14 protein-coding genes are annotated in these 19,384 nt (G+C 65.4%); 8 read left to right on the plus strand and 6 right to left on the minus strand.

Annotated elements, in window-relative coordinates; translation table 11 throughout:
* Positions 1–101: 101 nt before the first annotated feature.
* Positions 102–890 carry a YdcF family protein gene (locus tag ACQR1H_RS30645; protein WP_316237507.1) on the plus strand — a complete coding sequence of 263 codons (789 nt, stop codon included), beginning with the start codon at positions 102–104 and terminating at the stop codon, positions 888–890.
* Here ACQR1H_RS30645 and ACQR1H_RS30650 read toward each other — a convergent pair.
* Positions 887–2,734: a tetratricopeptide repeat protein gene (locus ACQR1H_RS30650; protein WP_434908675.1), complete on the minus strand. Its 1,848-nt coding sequence runs from the start codon at positions 2,732–2,734 to the stop codon at positions 887–889. The two genes, ACQR1H_RS30645 and ACQR1H_RS30650, sit on opposite strands and share 4 nt — an antisense overlap.
* Before the next feature lie 186 nt (positions 2,735–2,920).
* Here ACQR1H_RS30650 and ACQR1H_RS30655 point away from each other — a divergent pair, with 186 nt between their 5' ends.
* Both ACQR1H_RS30655 and ACQR1H_RS30660 read left to right on the plus strand, forming a co-directional pair.
* Complete coding sequence (locus ACQR1H_RS30655; protein WP_316237425.1) at positions 2,921–3,706, plus strand: DUF169 domain-containing protein; 786 nt, start codon at positions 2,921–2,923, stop codon at positions 3,704–3,706.
* Positions 3,707–3,831: 125 nt separating this feature from the next.
* Positions 3,832–5,010: a saccharopine dehydrogenase family protein gene (locus tag ACQR1H_RS30660; protein WP_316181499.1), complete on the plus strand. Its 1,179-nt coding sequence runs from the start codon at positions 3,832–3,834 to the stop codon at positions 5,008–5,010.
* A gap of 32 nt (positions 5,011–5,042) precedes the next feature.
* On the opposite strand, the gene ACQR1H_RS30665 is transcribed toward ACQR1H_RS30660, so the two are convergent.
* From ACQR1H_RS30665 to ACQR1H_RS30675, 3 genes are all read right to left on the minus strand, one after another.
* Positions 5,043–6,281, minus strand: coding sequence for an O-antigen ligase family protein (locus tag ACQR1H_RS30665; RefSeq protein ID WP_434908643.1), 1,239 nt, complete (start codon positions 6,279–6,281; stop codon positions 5,043–5,045).
* Between the two features lie 87 nt (positions 6,282–6,368).
* Positions 6,369–7,898: an undecaprenyl-phosphate glucose phosphotransferase gene (locus tag ACQR1H_RS30670; RefSeq protein ID WP_315799657.1), complete on the minus strand. Its 1,530-nt coding sequence runs from the start codon at positions 7,896–7,898 to the stop codon at positions 6,369–6,371.
* Between the two features lie 153 nt (positions 7,899–8,051).
* A complete protein-coding gene (locus ACQR1H_RS30675) occupies positions 8,052–9,185 on the minus strand; it encodes a glycosyltransferase family 4 protein (protein ID WP_315799658.1) in 1,134 nt (377 codons plus the stop codon).
* 365 nt (positions 9,186–9,550) lie between these two features.
* Here ACQR1H_RS30675 and ACQR1H_RS30680 point away from each other — a divergent pair, with 365 nt between their 5' ends.
* Positions 9,551–11,848, plus strand: a complete 2,298-nt coding sequence (locus ACQR1H_RS30680) for a GumC family protein (RefSeq protein WP_434908644.1) — start codon at positions 9,551–9,553, stop codon at positions 11,846–11,848.
* Here the strand turns inward: ACQR1H_RS30680 and ACQR1H_RS30685 are convergent.
* Positions 11,845–13,083, minus strand: coding sequence for a GNAT family N-acetyltransferase (locus ACQR1H_RS30685; protein WP_434908645.1), 1,239 nt, complete (start codon positions 13,081–13,083; stop codon positions 11,845–11,847). The genes ACQR1H_RS30680 and ACQR1H_RS30685 overlap by 4 nt on opposite strands.
* Positions 13,084–13,358: 275 nt before the next feature.
* Here ACQR1H_RS30685 and ACQR1H_RS30690 point away from each other — a divergent pair, with 275 nt between their 5' ends.
* Positions 13,359–14,420, plus strand: coding sequence for a polysaccharide deacetylase family protein (locus ACQR1H_RS30690; protein ID WP_434908646.1), 1,062 nt, complete (start codon positions 13,359–13,361; stop codon positions 14,418–14,420).
* Here ACQR1H_RS30690 and ACQR1H_RS30695 read toward each other — a convergent pair whose 3' ends face one another.
* Complete coding sequence (locus ACQR1H_RS30695) at positions 14,421–14,642, minus strand: DUF2842 domain-containing protein (protein ID WP_315799662.1); 222 nt, start codon at positions 14,640–14,642, stop codon at positions 14,421–14,423. It lies immediately after the preceding gene.
* Between the two features lie 102 nt (positions 14,643–14,744).
* Between ACQR1H_RS30695 and ACQR1H_RS30700 the strand changes: the two genes are divergently transcribed.
* The 3 genes from ACQR1H_RS30700 to ACQR1H_RS30710 all read left to right on the plus strand — a co-directional run bounded on the left by ACQR1H_RS30700 (position 14,745) and on the right by ACQR1H_RS30710 (position 19,373).
* A complete protein-coding gene (locus ACQR1H_RS30700; RefSeq protein ID WP_434908647.1) occupies positions 14,745–15,833 on the plus strand; it encodes a COX15/CtaA family protein in 1,089 nt (362 codons plus the stop codon).
* Positions 15,834–16,626: 793 nt separating this feature from the next.
* Entirely contained in the window at positions 16,627–18,168 is a 1,542-nt protein-coding gene (locus ACQR1H_RS30705; RefSeq protein ID WP_434908648.1) for a type I restriction-modification system subunit M, read from the plus strand.
* On the plus strand, positions 18,165–19,373 hold the full coding sequence (locus ACQR1H_RS30710; RefSeq protein ID WP_316217840.1) for a restriction endonuclease subunit S: 1,209 nt from the start codon (positions 18,165–18,167) through the stop codon (positions 19,371–19,373). Before ACQR1H_RS30705 ends, ACQR1H_RS30710 begins: the two co-directional genes overlap by 4 nt.
* Positions 19,374–19,384 lie beyond the last annotated feature (11 nt).

Genomic DNA, 19,384 nt, shown 5'->3' on the forward strand with positions numbered 1-19,384 from the left:
GAGCATAACGCATCCCATGCCGTTCGCAGAGAGATGGCAACGCATGGCGGCTGTCGTGTATGAGGGCGGCCGTGGCCATTCACCCCGCGCCGGAGCTCGCAATGTTCTTTGTCCTGTCGAAGACGCTCGGCTTGCTGGCACTGCCGACCAATTTCATGATCGCGCTCGGCCTCGTCGGCGCCATCCTGATGCTGACACGGTTTGCCGTGCTTGGCCGCAGGCTCGTGGTGTCGGCGATGCTGCTGCTGGCGATCGTCGGCCTGACGCCGCTCGGCAGCCTGATGCTGTATCCGCTGGAGAGCCGGTTTCCGAAATGGGACCCGGCGAACGGCGCCCCGGACGGCATCATCGTGCTCGGCGGTCCCGTCGATTCCGATCTCTCGGTGATGTACGGCATGCCGGTGACGGTGGCGGGCGCGGACCGTGTGATCCAGGCCGCAGCGCTGGCGCGGCGCTACCCGACTGCACGCATCCTGTTCACCGGCGGCAGCGCCAATCTGATCGCGACCGAGGCCAAGGAGGCCGATGTCGGCGCCGAGATCCTGCTCAGCCTCGGCGTGCCCAGGGAGCGGCTGCTGCTGGAGCGGCAGTCGCGCAACACCTACGAGAATGCGATCTTCTCCAAGGCGATGATCTCCCCGAAGCCGGGCGAACGCTGGCTGCTGGTGACCTCCGCGTATCACATGCCGCGCTCGGTCGGGCTGTTCCGAAAAGCGGGCTTCCCGGTCGAGCCCTATCCGGTGGACTGGCGCGTCGGCCGCGTGCTGGATTTCGACGGCATCTCGCTGCTCGGCCTGCGCCGCGCCGACATTGCGGTGCGCGAATGGGTCGGGCTCGTGGCCTACCGGCTGCGCGGCCGCATCGACGACCTGTTTCCAGGGCCGGCCTAGGCGGTTGTTGTGCCGAAGCCCGCCGCTTTCGCTGCCAGCTCGCCGCGCACGCGCGCGACGACCGGCTCGTAGCGACAGCTCGAATCCTGCCGGAACAGGCGCGCGCTCGGATACCACGGGCTGTCGTCGCGATCCCTGAGCCAGCGCCAGTCGGCCAGGTAGGGCAGCATGATCCAGGTCGGCCGTCCGAGCGTCGCGGCGAGATGCGCGACGCTGGTGCAGACGGTGACGACGAAGTCGAGGCAGGAGATCAGGGCCGCCGTCTCGACGAAGTCGGTCAGCTCGGCGGTGAGGTCGCGGATGCCGCTCTGCTGCGCCAGCATCGTCCTGTCCGCAGGCCGCAGCTCCTTTTGCAGGCTGATGAAATCAGCGTCCACATCGAGCAGCGGCAGCAAGGTCGACTGCGGCATCGAGCGGTTGCGGTCATTGCCCTGGTGCGGGTTGCCGGACCAGACCAGCCCGACGCGCAGCCGGTCATGCGACCCCAGCCGCTGCTCCCAGGCCGCGATGCGCTCGGCCGGGAGCGGCGGCAGATAGCCAGCGGGCGGGATGGTGGCGAGCGTGGTGCCGAAAGCGAACGGCAGGCTCATCACCGGGCAGTGCATGTCGAAGGCGGGCCGCTGCAGCTCCGGCGCGTACGCAAGACATTGCGACACGCCTTCGACACCGGCCAGCAGCGGCCGCAGCGCCTCGCGGACCACCAGGATCACCCTGGCGCCGCGCGCGGCGAGCATCGGCAGGTAGCGCGCGAACTGGATGGTGTCGCCGAAACCCTCGTCCTCCTCGATCAGGACGGTCTTCCCGGCGATATCCTCTTTGCCCAGCCATTTCGGCTCCGCAAAGCGCGGATACTCGGGCGAGAAATCCGGCATGTTCCAGCGCGCTTCGCGCCGTGCCCAGCCAGCGGCGTAGTCGCCACATTGCAGCTCGACATGGGCAAGCTGCCAGGCCGCCTTGGCGTGACTCGGCTCGAGCACGAGGATCTGCCGGTAGACGGCCGCGGCGTCCTCGAAGCGCAGCAATTGAAGCAGCGCAAAGCCCTTGTTCAGCAGCACCTCGACGAAGTTCGGGCGCAGGCTCAGCGCCTGGTCGAACCACGGCAGCGCCTCCGCGCTGCGGCCGAGACAGACGAATGCATCGCCGAGATTGTTGCAGACCATCGCCTCGGCTGGCGCCAGCGCATGCGCGCGTTCGCAATCGGCGAGATACGCGTCGTAGCGTTTGAGCTCGCGGAAGCATCGGGCGCGCATCTGCAGCGACTGCAGGTCGCCCGGCCGCTGAGTCAGGCAGATCGTGAAGGCCTGGGCGGCTTCCTCATAGCGCTGCTGCTGATGCAGCAGCAGGCCGCTCTGGAACGCGGCCTCATGATGCGAAGGATCGATCGTCAGCGCGTGCTGATAGCTCAACAACGCCTCGGCGCCGCGGTCGAGCGCCAGCAGTACGCCGCCCATGTGCTTCCACAGCTCGGCGTCGTCGGGCTTGAGCTGGATCGCCTTGTCGAACACCGCGAGGGCGTCGTCGAGCCGGCCCATCTGCTTCAGGGTGAAGCCCAGGCTGGTGAGATAGTCGATCTTCGGCGTCTGCCGGATCGCGCGCGAGAACCACGCCACGGCATGATCGTGCTGACCGGTTTGCAGCGCAATAATGCCCATCAGCGCAAGGCTGTCGGCATGGGTCGGGTCGGCGGCCAGCGCCTGCTCGCAGCACATCTGGGCATCGAGCAGACGTCCTCCGCCGAGGTGATGCAGTCCCGCCTCGTAGAGCGCGGCGGGCGACAGCGCGGGCGTTCCGCCGGGGCCGGCCGTTGCGCTCTCGGCGCCTTCCTTCCGGTCGCTGCGGGTCATCGTCTGGTCCTGTCCGAGGATCGAAAATTCATAAGTGATTCCCGCGATATCGAGAAGGATCACGGTATGGCGGGTGAGCCCGGACGGCGGAAATACTGGCATCATCAGGTGCGACGGTCTAACAAGCCGCCCGAAGCCGAACCACACGCGGCGCGGACGCCCGGTGCGGCAGGGAGGGAACGCCACATGCAACAGCCGAACGCGGCAGACAGGCTGGACCTGGCGGCCATGGTCGCCGATCTCAACAGCCTGCTGCGGCTGAAGACGACCGTGATCGGCATCAAGATGTTCGCCCGCGTCGAGGACATGGAAGCGATCGAGAAGATCCGCCGTCCCAACGCGGTGCACACCACCGACCAGATCGTCAGCATGGCTTCGCGGCTCGGCTGGACCGTCGGCATCACCGGAGATGATCTGGTCGGCGCGCAGTGCCGCGCGGTGATCGGGCTCGGCCCGCAGGACGAGGCCTGGCTCGAGGGCGCGAACTATGTCGGCGTCTGGCACGGCACGGCGGAGGATGCGCGCAAGCGGCAGGAGGCGCTCGATGTCGTGCCGTTCGGCCGCTACCAGGCGATGGCGGTGAGCCCGCTGTCGAGCGGCCGCCTGGATCCGCCGGACATCTGCCTGGTCTATGCGACGCCGGGACAGATGATCATCCTGATCAACGGCCTGCAATATGTCGGCTACAAGAAGTTCGAGTGGGGCGTCGTCGGCGAGACCGCCTGCGCCGATTCCTGGGGCCGCGCGCTGAAGACCGGCGAGCCGAGCCTGTCGCTGCCCTGCTTCGCCGAGCGCCGCTATGGCGGCGTGCCGGACGAGGAGATGCTGATGGCGCTGAAGCCGTCCGATCTCGCCAAGGCGATCGCCGGCATGAAGCAGCTCGCCAGGAATGGCTTGCGCTACCCGATCGCCCCTTACGGCATTCAGAACGACGTCCGCGCCGGCATGAGCGTGTCTTATGGAAAGAAATAGAACCACATCCGCCGTCATTGCGAGCGAAGCGAAGCAATCCAGAGTCCTGTCCGCAGCCCTGGATTGCTTCGCTTCGCTCGCAATGACGGAGCAACTGATTTGCAGCTGATCTCCAGGGAACACCAATGACCTCACCGAAATTCGATCTCGTCGTCTACGGCGCCACCGGCTTCACGGGCAAGCTCGTGGCTGAATATCTCGCCACGCAATATCGCGGCGACGCCTCGCTGCACTGGGCGATGGCCGGCCGGAGCCTGGACAAGCTCGCTTCCGTGCGGGACGAGATCGGCGCGCCCACCGACACGCCTCTCATTGCCGCCGACGCCTCCGATCCGGCGTCGCTGCAGGCGATGGTGGCGCAGACGAAGCTCGTGCTGACCACCGTCGGTCCGTATCAGCTCTACGGCAACGAGCTCGTCGCCGCCTGCGCCGAAACCGGCACCGACTACGTCGATCTCTGTGGCGAGCCGGTGTGGATGCGGCAGATGATCGACAAGCATCAGGCGACCGCCGAGAAGAGCGGCGCGCGCATCGTGTTCTCCTGCGGCTTCGATTCCGTACCGTTCGAGCTCGGCGTCTACTTCGTGCAGCAGCAGGCGAGACGCGTGCTCGGCGCGCCGGTCGCGCGCGTGAAGGGCCGCGTCCGTGGCATGAGCGGGACCTTGTCGGGCGGGACGGCGGCCAGCGCCAAGGCGACATTCGATGCGGTCGCCAAGGATCTGAGCCTGGTAGCGATCCTCAAGGACGCGTTCGCCCTGACGCCCGGCTTCAAGGGGCCGAAGCAGCCGTCAGGCAACAAGCCCGTCTATGAGGAGGATCTGCAGTCCTGGACGGCGCCGTTCATGATGGCGCTGATCAACACCCGCAACGTCCACCGCTCCAACATGCTGATGGGTTTCCCGTACGGCCAGGACTTCGTCTATGACGAGATGGTGCTGACCGGTCCGGGCGAGAAGGGCGAGGCCAACGCCAAGAAGGTGATGGCCGCCAATGCCGAGAAGACCGGCCCGAACGCGCCGAAGCCGGGCGAGGGGCCTTCCAAGGAAGAGCGCGAGAACGGCTACTACAATCTTCTTTTTGTCGCGATCGCCCCCGACGGCCGCCAGGTCCGCGCATCCGTGAAGGGCAACCGCGACCCCGGCTACGGCTCGACCTCGAAGATGATCAGCGAATGTGCCGTCGGCCTGTTGCGCGACGGAGCTGGCGTGAAGGGCGGTTTCTGGACTCCGGGCGCGGCGCTCCAGGACAGCCTGATCAAGCGGCTGGTCGACCATGCCGGCCTGACGTTCGCGGTGGAGGACTAGGAGGCTGCGATGTGCGGACCGATCCCTGCGGATCAGCCCGCGTCGACCTGGTGGGCGCGGGTGGCGGCGATCATGCCCCACATCGTGCCGAGCATCAGGAAGAAGTGCCGCCAGTGATCGGTATCGATGATGAAGCTTTCGCCGACGGTGCCGAGGAAGGCTGCGAAGATTGCGATGTAGGTGCGCTGCCAGGGCACGCGCACGAGCAGATAGCGGAAGCCGAGGACGACGGTGGTGAAGACCAGAGCGGGATAGCAGATGCCGGACAGCCAGCCGCCCGACATGAAGGCGTTCAGATAGGAGTTGTGGGTGTCCTCGGGGAAGTAGTTGTGGAATTGCAGCGGCCCGATCCCGAACGGCAGGTCGAGCGCCATGTCGGCGCCGAGGATGTGGCGGCCGAACCGGCCGAACCGGCCTTCGTCGTAGCTCTGGTCGAAGCTCGCCCGCTGCTTGAACATGTCGGCGATGGAATCGATCGAGAGCAGTACGCCGATCAGGACGAGGCCGGCCACGGCAGCCGCGAGCGTCATGAAAATGATGCGGGAGCGCTCGCGGGGCGAGGTGCTGGTCAGTACCATCAGCGCCAGCATGAAGGCCGCCGTGAGAACGAGGCCGCCCCAGGCCGCGCGCGAGAAGGCGAGCAGGATGGCGAGCGCCATCACGCCGAGGGCGAAGCTGGCGCGCAGCGTCGCTGCGAAGCGGGCGGTGACGACATTCTGCAGCGCCAGCAGCGCCGGCAGGATCAGGAATGCGCCGAGAACGTTCGGATCCTTGAACGTACCACGCGCGCGGCCATACAAGGTGAGGAGATCGTATCCGCCGGGCACCAGATGGAAGTAGCCGGCGACACCTGCAAGGGCTGCGATCGCGCCGCCCATGACGAGGCCGCGCCGGAGCATGTCGAGCCGCGCTTCGGTGTCGTCCGAAACGAGCATGGCGATGAAGATGGCCGTGAACGCCATGTACCAGGAGGTGGCGATCCAGGTCGAGATCTTGGAATCGTCGAGCAGCGGTATGGCGCTGATCGTGTAGCCGAGATTGACCAGGACCAGCAGCAGCAGGAGCGGCACGAAGACGAGGCGCAGCCTCATGCCGGTCGCAATGAACACCGCGGCGGACGCGAGCGTCACGAGCTCGTAGGGGCTCGGTTCGATGAACACGATGGCGCCGGAGGCGCCGACCAACCAGACCAGCGCACGCTGCAGGGCGACGACGCCGGGCGGGGCCATCGGTCTGGACGCGAACTCTCCGGCTGCCGCCGTCATGGCCATCGCGAACTCACACTCATACGCAACGCAGGGCGGGATCGGCCGGACACACGCGCGAAGCGGACGTGGGTCCGCTCCGGATCCCCGCAATCAATAGGCGTTCTCGCTCTTGGTCATCAACGCCAGCGGCGTCTTGAGCAGGATGTAGACGTCGAACAGCACGGACCAGTTCTCGATGTAGTAGAGGTCGAACTCGACTCGCTTCTGGATCTTCTCCTGGTTGTCGATCTCGCCGCGCCAGCCGTTGATCTGCGCCCATCCGGTGATGCCGGGCTTCACGCGGTGGCGCGCGAAATAGCCGTCGACGGCCTCGTCGAACATCCGGTTCTGCAGCTTGCCCTGAACCGCGTGGGGCCGCGGGCCGACCAGCGACAGGTTGCCCTTGAACACCACGTTGAACAGCTGCGGCAGCTCATCGAGGCTGGTCTTGCGGATGAAGCGGCCGACGCGGGTCACGCGCGGATCGTTCTTGGTGACGACCTTGGACGCCGTGGGATCAGCCTGGTGGTGATAGAGCGACCGGAACTTGAACACGTCGATGCGCTCGTTGTTGAAGCCGAACCGCTTCTGCCGGAACAGCACCGGTCCCGGGCTGTCGAGCTTGATCGCGAGCGCGACCAGCGCCATCACCGGCAGTGCGAGCAGCAGGATGAGGCCGCCGACCAATCGGTCAAACAGCATCTTCATCACCAGATCCCAGTCGGTGATCGGCGCCTCGAACACGTCGAGCGTCGGGACCGCACCGAGATAGGAATAGGAGCGCGGGCGAAAACGCAATTTGTTGGTATGGGCCGAGAGGCGGATGTCGACCGGCAGCACCCACAGCTTCTTCAGCATGTCGAGGATGCGGGTCTCCGCCGAGATCGGCAGCGCGAACAGCACGAGGTCGACGCGGGTTCGGCGCGCGAACTCCACGATATCATCGACCTTGCCGAGCTTCGGCGCGCCGGCACAGGTCTCGAGCGAACGGGAGTCGTTGCGGTCGTCGAACACGCCGAGGATCTCGATCTCGGAGTCGTCCTGCGCCTTCAGCGCACGTACCAGATCTTCGCCGCTCTGGTCGGAGCCGACGATGATGGTCCGTCGATCGAGGCGCCCTTGTCGGGCCCAGCTGCGGATCAGGTTGCGCAGTACGACGCGGCTCGCGATCAACGCGCCGAGTCCCACGAAGAAGAACGCGGCGAGCCAGAGACGGGAAACTTCGCTGCCGATCTTGGCGAAGAAGGACAGTCCGATGAACAGCAGGAACACGAAGCAGTAGGACGAGATCATCCGAGTCATCTGCCTCACCTGGGCGCGGAAGACCTGGATCTGGTAGATGTCGGCGGCCTGGAAGCACACCACCGCGCTCACGGCGAGGCCGACGATGGCAACGAGATACTCCCAATGGAAGCCGCTGAGCGGAACCACGTAGCCGAAATAGACGGCGCTACCGACGACACTCAACAGCACGAAATCGGTGATGCGGACGATGCCGGCGAGGACGATCGGAGAATAGGCGCGGTGAACCTTCTGATTGGCGACCGCCAGGGCCGCCGGCGACAGGCGGCGACGGCGTTCAACGGCCGGCTTGCCTGCCGCGGCCGTGGATGCGGCCGCGGCCGCAGCGGCATCCAACATCGAGCGAGCGTTGATCGGTTCCACAGTCGTACAAGCCCGGATTATGTTTGTTAGTATTTGTGGTCATGTAAGCGCTGATAGCGCCGGGGGAAATTCCCTACCGGCGGGATTACGAGCCAAATCGGAAGAAACGGTTAGCGATGGTAAATGACGTCAGGTCTTGGTAAACGCCTCGCGGTAGCTGTCGAGCACGCCCTCGACCATCGCCTTCTGCGAGAAATGCTGGAAGACGCGCTCGCGCAGCGCCTTGGCGCGGAGCTGCGCGGTGGCCGGATCGTCCAGTGCGGCTGCAATTGCGTCGGCCAGCGCGGTCGCGTTGCCCGGCATGAACAGCGCGTCGTTATGCGGTCCGAAGATTTCCGGAATGCCGCCGACTCTGGCCGCGATCATCGGAACCCCGGCGGCACCCGCTTCGATCACGACATAAGGCATGGAATCGCCACGCGAGGGAACGACGAGCAGGCTTCCCTTGGAAAATCCGTCGCGCGCCTTCACATGGCCGATGAAGCGCACCGCGGCCGTAAGACCGAGGCGTTCGACCTGAGCCTTGAGCTTCGACATCTCTTCGCCGTCGCCGCCCAACGTCAGCGTCAGCGGCCGGCCACGGGAGCGCAACAGCGCGACGGCGTCGATCAGCAGATCCGTGCCCTTGATGTGCCGGAATTCGCCGACATAGGCCAGGTCGGTCTGGTCCTGAGCCGGCGTGACCGGGTCGAATTCGCCTGCAGTGACGCCGTTGAAGACGCAATTCACCAATCCCCTGGGATGGCCGATCATGCGCTCATAGGTATCGCGGGCGAAGGCGCTCTCGAACAGGAAGAGGTCCGTCCGGTTCATCAGCGCACGTTCAAGCCGCCCGTACAGCGCGCCTTTGAGCGTGTCGAGCGGGTAGTGCAGCGAGCCGCCGTGAGGCGTGTAGATACGGATCGTTCCTGGCCGATGCGGCAGCAGGCGGACGAACGCGCCGGCCTTCGCGCCGTGGCCATGCAGCACGTCGGGGGCGAGCGCGCGGGAGAGGCGATGGAACCGGCTGAGTGCCAGAATGTCGCTCGGCCAAGGCTCCCGGTGAATGGGAATGCGGTGCACGCCGAGTGTCAGGCGGGGCGCGATCTGGGCCAGCGCGGCATCGGCGCGTTCGCCGCCGGTCAGGCTGTCCGCAATGATGCCGACGTCATGCCCGTGATCCACTTGACCGTTGGCAAGGTCAAGGATGTGCCGAAAGATGCCGCCGACGGGAGCTCTGACGGCGTGAAGGATTTTGAGAGGTTTGGTCTGCGACGGTGCCATGTCGAACTCGCCCGCGCCATCGGGTTGCGCGTGGTTTCGCCAGGCTCCGCCGAGGGTGCTGATCTGACGACTGGCGGATAGAGGAAGCACGGGCGCCTCTCGTCGGCTGAATATTGATAGCTCCAACCTCGATAGAGGCTTGATGGTTAACAAAGTCTCACTTGTCGTCGCTGCCGGGCGAGCTCGCTCCAACATTGTGACGATCTGGCGCAAGCCTACTTGTAGCGAGCAGCATATGGCGAAGGATGACGATTGTTCTATAGGGCGAGGTTGCAGGCGCTCCGGTTAACCCGTCAGCAACCTTAATTGAGTGTAATTGTACCACGTATGGTAGCGGGGTGGCGTAGGTCTCGCGGGAGTGGATGATGCGGTTGGCGTTCTGGCGTGCCGGCAAGACGACACAGGTTGACGGAGCTTCCGTCCGACCCGTGACAGGCTCGTCATCGTCGGCCGAGCCGGGCCCAGCCGGCGATCTCGATCTCCGGCTGGTCGGCCGCGCCTTGGCACGAAAGCGCGGCTTCATTCTTTTGCCGACGCTGCTCGCTCTCGTTCTGTCGATCACCGCAGTCAACATGATCACGCCGCGGTACAAGTCCGAAGCGCGGATCCTGATCGACGGCCGCGAAAACGTGTTCGTGCGGCCGAACGGCGAGCGTACCGAGGAGCGAACGGCACTCGATCCCGAGGCGGTCACCAGCCAGGTGCAACTGGTGCTGTCGCGCGATCTGGCGCGCGACATCATCAGGAAGAACAAGCTTGGTGAGCTGCCCGAGTTCGATCCAGTCCTGCGCGGCGTGTCGCCGCTGAAGTCGGTCTTGGCGATGGTCGGGCTCGTGAAGGATCCGCTTGCCATGACGCCGGACGAGCGCGTCATGGATGCCTATTACGAGCGCCTGACGGTCTACGCCGTCGACAAATCGCGCGTCCTCGTCGTCGAGTTCCAGTCGCAGGATCCGGCGCTCGCGGCACAGGTCGCGAATTCGATCGCGGACGGCTATCTCGTGGTTCAGCAGAACGCCCGCCAGGCGCAGGCGAAGTCGGCCAGCCAGTGGCTGGCCGGGGAGATCCAGGGGCTGCGCAAGAAGGTCGAGGAAGCGGAATCGCGGGTCGAGGAGTTCCGCGCCAAGTCGAATTCGTTCATGGGGACCAACAACACCTCGCTGTCCAACCAGCAGATGGGCGAGGTCAACACCCAGCTCAACAACGCCCGCGCCTTGAAATCGGACGCCGAGACCAAGGCGCGGCTGATCCGCGAGATGCTGCAGAGCGGCCAGCCGATCGAGGCATCCGAGGTGCTCAATTCGGAACTGATGCGACGCTTGTCGGAGCAGCGCGTGAGCCTGCGTGCGCAGCTCGCCGAGCAGTCGTCGACACTGCTCGACAATCATCCGCGCATCAAGGAACTGAAGGCGCAACTGGCTGATCTCGACCGCCAGATCCGTGACGAGGCCGGCAAGATCTCCCGCTCGCTCGACAGCGACGCGCGCATCGCCGACGGGCGGGTGCAGATGCTGAGCCAGAGCCTCGAGCAGGCCAAGAAGCAGGCCACCTCCACCAATGGCCTCGATGTCCAGCTGAGGGCGCTGGAGCGCGATGCCAAATCGCAGCGCGACCTGCTGGAATCGTATCTCGCCAAATACCGCGAGGCGAACACCCGCGAAACGCTCGACACGCCGCCGGCGGATGGACGGATCATCTCGCGGGCGGTGGTGTCGAATACGCCGGCCTATCCGAAGAAGCTGCCGATCGTGCTGATCGCGACGCTGGCGACCCTGATGCTGACCTCAGGCGTGATCATCACCGGAGAGCTGCTGCGCCTCACGGCGCCGCGCGCGGCGGGCCCCACCGCCCCGGCCATGGGCAGCATGGCCGACGTCATGGTGCTCGCGGCGCGGGTCGAGCCGATGATCGCCCCGCGGACGGTTTCCGCATCGCCGGCCGTTGCACCACCTTCGACGCCGGCGCCGGTTGAGGCCACGCATCCGGCTTTCGTACCGCCGCCCGTCACGGCCATGCAGGCGGCCGAGGCGCCGTCGGCCGAGCCGATCAAGCCAGCGCCGATGAACGAGCTCGAGCAGCTCGCATCCGATCTGCTCGCCGCGGGCGAGGGCGCCCGCAAGGTCACCGTGCTCGGCACGGCCGGCGGCGATGCCGTCACGTCCACCGCGCTCGCGATCGCCCGCACCATGGCGGCGCAGGCGCGCGTGGTGCTGGTCGACCTCGCCGGCAGCCCGCAATTGCTTGCAGGCGTCTCGGTCGATCCGGCCGCGCCCGGCCTGATCGAGCTGATGCTGGGCGAGGCGTCGTTCGCGTCCATCATCACCAAGGACCAGACCTCGCGGCTGCACATCGTCAACGCCGGCCGCCCGGGCGCGGACCGCAGCCAACTGCAATCGCCGCGGCTCGCGCTCGCCATCGACGCGCTGCTGCGGGTCTACGACCACGTCCTGCTCGACGCCGGCAACGCCTCCGACCTGCCGGCCGAGCTGTTGACCGCGGGCGCGCGCGCCGTCGTCGTGCCCGATCCCAACATGGCTGCCGAGGCGCGCAGCCAGATGAGCGATCAGCTGCGCGAGGTCGGCTTCGGCGCCGTCACCATGCTGAAGGCACCGGGCGGAGGCGCGAACCGCAACCAGCCGGGGCCGCGCGGCGTCGCCGCCTAATCTTCGGCCTTCTCGTTCTCGTTGGCCTTGGCGACGCCGCCACGCGATTGCAGCGCGCCGCGCAGGCGCTGCGCCAGACGGAGCAGGGCAGGGCTGTGCTTGACGGCATGCTTGGCCCGGCTGACCGCAGCCATCGTCGTTGCGGCAACGCGGCCCCGCGCGGTCAACGGCATGAAGCTGTCGAAGATCGGCTCGTCGTCCTTGCAGAACATCCGCTTGTAGTCGTCCGATCCGATGCCGAGATCGAGGGCGCGAAAATCCTGTTGCGCGTAGTGATCGATGATCGAGCGCATCAGGATCAGCCCGGGGCTCCAGCGCGCATTCTCCGATAGCGTATAGGTGTTGAACATCATCGAGAAGCGCGCCCCGTCGGCGACGCCGGCAAACAGCGCGATGATCTCGTCGTCGCAGCGCAGCGCGTGGATATCGATGGCGCGATGCCCGCAGTTGAGCCTGGCCATGCAGGCGCTGCGCACGAAAGCCTCGACGCCTGCTTCCGCGAACACGTTCGGAAGCTTCTGTTCGGCCATGCGGATCGGCTTTGTCCGGAAGAACCAGTCGAGCAGCTCGGCGGCCTCGGCGTCGCTGCCCGCGACCATGTAGCGATAGCCGGGCAGCGCCTGCAGCTTCTTTTCCTTGCTCTTGAGCCGCTTGCGGAATGAATTCGACAGCAGCGCCGTCGGCGCGGCGCCCGGCGGCATCAGCAGCACCGGGCAGTCGTTCACCGACGGCTGGTGCGGCCATTGCGCCAGCGGATTGGCGACATCGCCCCAGCGCTGCGGCTGCTGCGTCAAGGCGAGCACGTCGACACCGCCGCGGTCGCGCAGCCCTGCGAGCAGGACGTCGAGATCGCCGGCGCCGGCGCGCCCGGCGAATTCGCCATCCATCAGTGGCATGTTGAAGGTCGTATGCTTGCCGCCCATGAAGCTGGCGATGCGCATGCCGCAAGCGTGCCGCAACGTCAAAGGCAACAGCAGCAGCGGACGTTGCTCGGCATCACGCCCGATGACGATGAACGGCGTAGCATGCTCGCGTGCGCCGACGTCGCGCTGCCATGCGCCGAGCAGGTCGAAGCGCTGGTACGGCGTCGAGACATGGGCGGGATCTTCGAGCTCGCGCCAGACCGGCTCGGCGGCCGCCAGATCGGACACGATGTCGACCCGCGCGAGCCCCGACGGCAGCCGCCGCGCGGGCGCCTGCGCCGTCCGGCTCTCGATCACGGCGGCCATGGTCATCGCGCAGCTCGCGTTGTCGTGGAATTTTGTTGCTTGACGTCGGGAGACCCTCGCAAAGAAGTCTCAACAAAAGGTAATGGCAATGACTTCGTCCCAAATCGGGAATGACGCAAATAAAGACCTGTTCAAATCGGCAGCGGCCACGCGATCTTGACGGCGGATGATCGCTGTCATCGGATGGCGGTGATCATGACGCGATCGCGCCATGGTCTGTCCGCATCAGGTGGGCGCAGACGGTCTGGTTTCAAGTGGGATTTTCGGAAGGGGCGCGGGAATTGTCGTCGGACAACAGGTGGCTGCGCAGCGCCCGGCTCGAGCTGGCCTATTTCAGCGGTCGCACGCTGCTCGCCTCGCGAGCCGCGGCCGGCGCCGGTGCCGTGCTGCGGTTCGAGCGGGTGCGGCCGCGGCGCAAGGGCGCGTTCCAGCCGCTGACATGCGCGGAGATCACGCCCGTCTTCCTCGACAAGGTGATCCGGGCGCTGAAGCGCTGGGGCTACGAGATCGTCTCGCTCGACGAGGCCTGCGACCGGTCGGTCCGGCTGCCCGACAGCCGTCGCTTCGCCTGCCTGAGCTTCGACGGCGCCGCGAAGGACCTGATCAAGCACGCCTATCCGGTGCTCGCCCACCACGGCGTGCCGTTCACCGTCTACGTGCCCTCGGCCTTTCCTGACGGGCTCGGCGAAGCCTGGTGGCTGGCGCTGGAGGCCGTGATCGCGCGCGAGGCCCGCATCAGCCTCGTGATCGATCATCGTGAGCAGCGCTTCAACGTGTTTACGCCGGCGGAAAAATACGAGCTGTTCGCGTATCTTTCGGCGTGGCTGCGCAAGCTGCCGCCAGCCGAGTTGTCGATCGCGATCCGCGACCTCTGCTCGCGCCACTCGGTCGATCTCACCGCGCTGAGCCGCGAGTCCGCGATGGACTGGGCCGACATCGCCCGGCTCGCCGCCGACCCCAACGTCACGATCGGCAGTGCCACCGTGCATTATCCCGTGCTCGCCAATCTCAGGGATGCCGACGCCCAGCGCGAGATTGCGATGGGCAGGGCGGTGCTGGAGACGGCGCTGCGCCGCCCGGTCCGGCACATGGCGTATCCGTTCGGCGACCGCTATTCGTTCCGCCGCAGCGATGTCGTGCTCGCGGAGCAGGCGGGTTTCGTCAGCGCGGCCTCGGCGATGTCAGGCGTGGTGCAGAGCGAGGGCCGCACCCATCTGCACATGCTGCCGCGCATCGCCTGGGACGGCCGCTCGCGCTCGCTGCGCGCCCTGAAGGTGCTGATGGCCGGGGTGACCCTGCCGCGGGAGAAAGTCGCGCAGCCGTCGAAGCTCGATCTCGGCTGATCAGCCCTGCTGCTGCTCCCGATCGGGGCGCAGCATCCAACTGACGATCGGCATCGCCGGCAGCACCCAGCCCATGCCGACGACGACGTAATACACCGCCTGCAGCCAGCCGGAATTGGCGATCAGGGGAAATTGCGCCATCACCATGCCCATCATCGACCAGGCGAAGGCGAGCAGGAGCAGCGCGACGGCGCCGATCAGTTTGCGGGTGCGGATCGTCATGACGGGATTGTCAGCCTCGGCTGGGGGCGGCGCGGCTTGCGCGCGATTTGGTCGGGATTATAAGGGCCTGTCAGCCCCGGTTCAATCGAGCGTTCAACATCCATGACCACGGTTCCCCGCACGACAGATCTCGCCGCGATCCGCATCTGGCTCCTCGTCGTGGCCGGCCTGATCGCGCTGATGGTGCTGGTCGGCGGCGCGACGCGGCTGACCGAATCCGGGCTGTCGATCGTCGAATGGAAGCCGGTCACCGGCACCCTGCCGCCGCTGACGGAGCAGGCCTGGAGCGACGCCTTCGCGGCCTACAAGACCATTCCGCAGTACCGGCAGATGAACGCCGGCATGACCCTGCACGAGTTCAAGACCATCTTCTGGTGGGAATGGAGCCACCGGCTGCTCGGCCGCGTCATCGGCATGGTCTATTTGCTGCCGTTCCTGTGGTTCCTGTGGCGTGGCGCCGTCTCCGGCCCGCTCGGCCGCAGGCTGTGGCTGATCTTCGGCCTCGGCGCGCTGCAGGGGGCGGTCGGCTGGTGGATGGTGGCCTCCGGCCTCACCGAGCGCACCGAGGTGGCACCGGTCCGCCTCGCCACGCATCTGTCGCTGGCGCTGTTGATCTATGCTGCGATCGTCTGGACCCTGCGGCGGCTCAAACCGCGCGAGGCGGCCGAGGTGACGGCGCGGCTGCGGCTGACGGCGTGGGTGCTGGTCGGCGTCACCTTCGTGCAGCTCTATCTCGGCGCGCTGGTCGCCGGCCTGCGCGCCGGCCTCGTCTACAACACCTGGCCGGAGATCGACGGCGGCCTGATTCCGAAGGCGGCCCATCTGTGGATCCATTCGCCGTGGTGGATCAATTTGTTCGAGAACGACCTGACGGTGCAGTTCATGCACCGCATGACCGCCTACACGCTGCTCGCGCTCGCCGCATGGCACGCCTTCGACGTGATGCGCGCGGGCGCCGGCCGCGCCGTCGTGCGCGGCGCGCACCGGCTGCTCGCGGCGGTCCTGGTGCAGGCGGTGCTGGGCATCGCAACGCTGCTGATGGTGGTTCCGATCTCGCTGGCGCTGTTGCATCAGGGCACGGCCATCATCGTGCTGACCTTCGCCGTGCTGCAGGCCGAACGCCTGTCGCCGCGACGTGTCGCTGTTGTCGCCGTGCCGCGGACGGCCGTGGCGGCCGGGCAGGCGGGGTAGGGCGTTCTCGCGCTCGCTGTTGCAGCGACCTCCGCCGTCATTCCGGGGCGCCCGCAGGGCGAGCCCGGAATCCATTGAGCCGCGAGACACGCTGGAAAATGGATTCCGGGCTCGTGCTTCGCACGCCCGGGAATGACGACTGGGACGTTGGGCGCGAGCCAATGAGCGCCTTTGCGTGCAACTCCCGATCTCGCCAAGACATACACCCTCATCCTCGCGCGCTTGTGCGCCGAGCCATGCCGATCGTCTCGCCCCCGAAAAACGCGAGGGCGCAGGGAAGGCCGGATGCCTGGCCGGCACCCATGGCCCGCGTGCAAAGAAAAAAGCACGCGGCGGTCACCACAGGTACGGCCGAAAACACCCGGCCTTCCCCGCGCGATGGTTTTAACGCTTATACGCGATCTCCCCGGGGACCGGGCTCTCTTGCCCCCGTCATCTCGCGCGATGTGTGAGCACCGCTGCGAGACTTAGCGCCAGCGTCGGGGCGCCAGGACCACGCGATTTCGCCGTCCGTGACAAGCCGCTCGTCCGCGCAAGCTTGAAGCCCGCGCACGGCCCGCCACGTCCACCGCATTCCCAATCCCACGCAACTGGACGATCCGGAAGCGCCCCTCGGCTGGACAGGAACAAACGCAGAATATGCTGATTTGCCGAAAGATGCAAGGGCGCTGTCGCGCCGCTTTGGTGAAGCGCCGCGTGCCCAGACTTGTCAGGGGATGATCGTACCGAATCCGTTTCACGCCCCGCTGAATTTGCTATGCCGGTTCAGCAAGATGTGCGGAATGGGGTGAACATGCTGACGGGCGAACTTCGGTCCAAGATCGACAATGTCTGGAATGCGTTCTGGTCAGGCGGCATCGCCAATCCGATCGAGGTGATCGAGCAGATCACCTATCTGCTGTTCATCCGCGGCCTGGACGAGGCGCATATGCGCGAGGAGAACCGCGCCACCCGGCTGGGCAAGCCGATGGAGCGGCGCATCTTCCCCGAAGGCAAGGATGGCATCGGCAAGGGCGGCGGCGTTCCTTACGAGGAGATGCGTTGGTCGCGGCTGAAGAACAAGGATCCGGCGACGATGTTCGACATCGTCTCGGAGCACGTCTTCCCGTTCCTGCGCAAGATGGCCGACGCGGACACCGCGCACGCCACCCACATGAAGGGCGCGCGCTTCACGATTCCGACGCCCGCGCTGCTGGCCAAGGTGGTCGACCTGCTGGCCGACATCCCGATGGAGGACCGCGACACCAAGGGCGACCTCTATGAATACATGCTGGGCAAGATCGCCAGCGCCGGCCAGAACGGCCAGTTCCGCACCCCGCGCCACATCATCGCGCTGATGGTCGAGATGATGGCGCCGACGCGCAAGGACGTGATCTGCGATCCAGCCTGCGGCACCTGCGGCTTCCTGGTCCAGGCCGGCGAGTATCTGCGCGACAACGACCCAAAGCTGTTCCACGACAAGGAGAGCCGCGACCACTTCAACGAGGAGATGTTCCACGGCTTCGATTTCGACGGCACGATGCTGCGCATCGGCTCGATGAACATGACCCTGCATGGCGTCGACGACCCGGACATCCGCTACAAGGATTCGCTGTCGCAGGACCATGCCGGAGATGCCGACCGCTACAGCCTCGTGCTTGCCAATCCGCCGTTCGCCGGCTCGCTCGACTACGAGACCACGGCCAAGGACCTGCTGTCGATCGTCAAGACCAAGAAGACCGAGCTGCTGTTCCTGGCGCTGTTCCTGCGGTTGCTGAAGCCCGGCGGCCGCGCCGCCGTGATCGTGCCGGACGGCGTGCTGTTCGGCTCCTCCACTGCGCACAAGGCGATCCGCAAGATGCTGGTCGAGGACCACAAGCTCGACGGCATCGTCAAGCTGCCGTCCGGCGTCTTCCGGCCGTATGCGGGTGTTTCGACCGCGATCCTACTGTTCACCAAGACCAATTCCGGCGGCACCGATCATGTCTGGTTCTACGACTGCCAGGCTGATGGCAAGTCCCTAGATGATAAACGCAACGATCTGTTGCCCCTCGACAAGCTCGGACCGCGCGCCACCCTCGATGCCGACGAGCGCAACAAGAACAATCTGCCGGATATCGCTTCGCGCTGGAAGCAGCGAAACGGTGCCGAGCGCGAACGCCCGCGCACGGCGCAGAGCTTTTGCGTGCCGAAGGCGGAGATCGAAGCTGCGGGCTACGATCTTTCGCTCAACCGCTACAAAGAGGTAGTGCACGAGACGACCGAGCACCGGCCGCCGAAGGAGATCATTGAGGAACTGAAGGCGCTGGAGCAAGAGATTGCAAACGGGCTCGACGAGTTGGAGGCGATGCTGTGAGCTGGCCAACGGTTGCGCTGAGCGAACTCACCGAGAAGATAGGAAGTGGTTCAACGCCTCGGGGAGGTGGTGAAACTTATAAGACATCGGGCATACCGCTTGTGCGGAGTATGAACGTTTACGACGGCGAGTTTGTCGACGATGGCTTGGCATACTTGGATGAGGTGCAAGCTTCTGCACTAGACCACGTGACGCTGCAATCGGGCGACGTCTTGCTGAATATCACTGGAGCGTCTGTTGCCCGGGTTTGCCGGTTACCGGATCGCCTCGCGGGCGGTCGTGTCAATCAGCACGTCTCGATCATACGACCAAAAAAGGAGTGGCTTGATGCCGACTTTTTGGCGCATCTGCTGCAGGCTCCAGAAGCGAAGTCGCGACTGCTCCGCGTAGCTGGGGCGGGAGCCACGCGAGAGGCGATAACCAAAGCGCAAATCGAAGAATTCAAAATCCCCATTCCTCCGCTCGATGAGCAGCGACGGATCGCGGTAATCTTGGACAAGGCCGATGCGCTGCGACGGAAGCGGAGGCGGGCGATTGAGTTGCTGGATAGCTTCGCGCGGTCGGTTTTTCTAGAAATGTTTGGTGATCCCGACAAGCCGAACAATTACGAAAAGAGAATCCTAGGGGATTTGGTCAGCGGGATCGAGAGCGGATGGAGTCCGACTTGCTTGGACCGAGTAGCGGTTGTTGGCGAGCCTGGTGTATTGAAGCTGAGCGCCGTAACGAATTCCGAGTTCATACAGGAAGAAAACAAGGCATTGCCGGCAGAACTTCGGCCGAAGGCAGGGACCGAAGTCGTGCGAGGCGATATACTCCTGTGTAGAAAGAACACTCGAGAGCTCGTTGGCTCAAGCGTCTACGTTTGGGAAACCAGACCTGATCTCCATATGTCGGATCTGATATTCCGACTGGTCCCTCGGAAAACTGAGATAGACCCGATCTTCCTCCAGGCTCAGCTTAGCCTTCCTTCATTGCGCAAAAAAATAACTGAAATGTCGGGTGGCGCTGCGGGGTCAATGCCTAACGTCTCGAAGGGGAGGTTGCGCGACTTGGAACTGATCGTACCGACAATGAGTACTCAAATCGAGTTCGCTCGAACAGTGCGGGCTAGTCGCGCCCTGAAGATGAAGCAGATTCAATCCAGTGCAGCATCGGAATCGCTGTTCTCTTCGCTGCAACACAGCGCTTTCTCAGGCCAACTCTGAATATTCAGCTC

It is taken from the genome of Bradyrhizobium sp. HKCCYLRH2015 (assembly GCF_051168215.1).
GTDB lineage: Bacteria > Pseudomonadota > Alphaproteobacteria > Rhizobiales > Xanthobacteraceae > Bradyrhizobium.

Excerpts from the sequence above, each read along its gene's own strand:
- ACQR1H_RS30705 (WP_434908648.1), top strand. The coding sequence starts at position 16,627 with ATGCTGACGGGCGAACTTCGGTCCAAGATCGACAATGTCTGGAATGCG.
- ACQR1H_RS30680 (WP_434908644.1), top strand. The coding sequence starts at position 9,551 with ATGCGGTTGGCGTTCTGGCGTGCCGGCAAGACGACACAGGTTGACGGA.
- ACQR1H_RS30665 (WP_434908643.1), bottom strand. The coding sequence starts at position 6,281 with ATGGCCATGACGGCGGCAGCCGGAGAGTTCGCGTCCAGACCGATGGCC.
- ACQR1H_RS30695 (WP_315799662.1), bottom strand. The coding sequence starts at position 14,642 with ATGACGATCCGCACCCGCAAACTGATCGGCGCCGTCGCGCTGCTCCTG.
- ACQR1H_RS30655 (WP_316237425.1), top strand. The coding sequence starts at position 2,921 with ATGCAACAGCCGAACGCGGCAGACAGGCTGGACCTGGCGGCCATGGTC.
- ACQR1H_RS30700 (WP_434908647.1), top strand. The coding sequence starts at position 14,745 with ATGACCACGGTTCCCCGCACGACAGATCTCGCCGCGATCCGCATCTGG.
- ACQR1H_RS30650 (WP_434908675.1), bottom strand. The coding sequence starts at position 2,734 with ATGACCCGCAGCGACCGGAAGGAAGGCGCCGAGAGCGCAACGGCCGGC.
- ACQR1H_RS30670 (WP_315799657.1), bottom strand. The coding sequence starts at position 7,898 with ATGTTGGATGCCGCTGCGGCCGCGGCCGCATCCACGGCCGCGGCAGGC.
- ACQR1H_RS30645 (WP_316237507.1), top strand. The coding sequence starts at position 102 with ATGTTCTTTGTCCTGTCGAAGACGCTCGGCTTGCTGGCACTGCCGACC.
- ACQR1H_RS30660 (WP_316181499.1), top strand. The coding sequence starts at position 3,832 with ATGACCTCACCGAAATTCGATCTCGTCGTCTACGGCGCCACCGGCTTC.
- ACQR1H_RS30685 (WP_434908645.1), bottom strand. The coding sequence starts at position 13,083 with ATGACCATGGCCGCCGTGATCGAGAGCCGGACGGCGCAGGCGCCCGCG.
- ACQR1H_RS30675 (WP_315799658.1), bottom strand. The coding sequence starts at position 9,185 with ATGGCACCGTCGCAGACCAAACCTCTCAAAATCCTTCACGCCGTCAGA.